This window comes from Streptomyces sp. NPDC102467 (assembly GCF_044765445.1).
Classification (GTDB): domain Bacteria; phylum Actinomycetota; class Actinomycetes; order Streptomycetales; family Streptomycetaceae; genus Streptomyces.
Map to the genome: position 1 here is coordinate 1 of NZ_JBIWKA010000072.1, position 1341 is coordinate 1341.

Annotated in this window: 1 protein-coding gene and 1 pseudogene; both read right to left on the bottom strand. The window is 62.9% G+C overall.

Annotated elements, in window-relative coordinates; genetic code table 11:
- The coding region (locus tag ACIREE_RS42680) for an alpha-amylase family glycosyl hydrolase (protein ID WP_404164990.1) at window positions 1-1049 on the bottom strand (1049 nt) is incomplete at its 3' end.
- A gap of 46 nt (window positions 1050-1095) precedes the next feature.
- Window positions 1096-1341 (bottom strand): annotated as a pseudogene (locus tag ACIREE_RS42685) (alpha-1,4-glucan--maltose-1-phosphate maltosyltransferase); the annotation flags it as partial.

Below are 1341 nucleotides of genomic sequence, written 5' to 3' on the forward strand. Positions count from 1 at the left end.
TCCTTGGCGTACTCCGCGTACATGTAGTCGCGTTCTTCGTCGGTGACCATTTCGAGGGTCAGCTCGTCGTGGTTGCGCAGGAAGATGCCCCACTGACAACCGGAGGGAATCGCCGGGGTCTTGGCCAGGATCTCCGAGACCGGAAGCGCCGATTCGCGGCGGACCGCCATGAAGATGCGCGGCATGACCGGGAAGTGAAAAGCCATGTGGCACTCGTCGCCACCGGAGGGAAAGTCACCGAAGTAGTCGACGACGTCCTCGGGCCACTGATTCGCCTCGGCCAGCAGGACCGTGTCGGGATAATGGGTGTCGATCTCCTTGCGGACCCGCCTCAGGAATTCGTGCGACGCAGGCAGGTTCTCGCAGTTGGTGCCCTCCTCCGCGAAGAGGTAGGGGACCGCGTCGAGGCGGAAGCCGTCGATGCCCAGGTCGAGCCAGAACCGCAGGGCGGCCAGGATGTCCTCCTGGACGGCCGGGTTCTCGTAGTTGAGGTCCGGCTGGTGGGAGAAGAAGCGGTGCCAGAAGTACTGCTTGCGGACCGGGTCGAAGGTCCAGTTGGAGGCCTCGGTGTCGACGAAGATGATCCGGGCGTCCTGGTACTGCGTGTCGTCGTCGGCCCAGACGTAGTAGTCGCCGTAGGGGCCCTCAGGGTCGAGGCGCGACTGCTGGAACCACTCGTGCTGGTCGCTGGTGTGGTTCATGACGAAGTCGATGATCACGCGCATACCGCGCTGATGCGCCGCGTCCACGAACTCCACGAAGTCGGTCAGATCACCGAAGTCGGGAAGCATGACGATGTAGTTCGCCACGTCATAGCCGCCGTCCTGCAACGGCGATTTGAAGAACGGGGGGAGCCAGAGGCAGTCGACCCCCAGCCACTGCAGGTAGTCCAGCTTCGCCGTGATGCCCTTCAGGTCACCGATACCGTCGCCGTTGCTGTCGTAGAAGGAACGGACCAGTACCTCGTAGAAGACGGCACGCTTGAACCAGTCGGGGTCAGATGACTTGGCGGGTATGTACGGGAACTGCGCCATTTCGTCCGTGGACATACGGATCTGCCTCCGTCGACGCGGATGAAGAGAACGGGTGGGCGGTTCAGCCGACGGTGAAGACGTGGGCCGGTGATTCCCCCGGGACGAGGCGCACGTAATTGGTCGCCCCCCACCTGTAGGTGGTCCCGGTGAGTTCGTCGCGCACACGGAACGAGGAGTCGGGGTCGACGTTCAACTGCGCGCAGTCGAGGCGTACGGTCGCCTCCTGGGTGTGGTGCGGATCGAGGTTCACGACCACAAGAACCGTGTTCGATCCCCTCTGTTTCGAGTACACGATCACCTCGTCCTT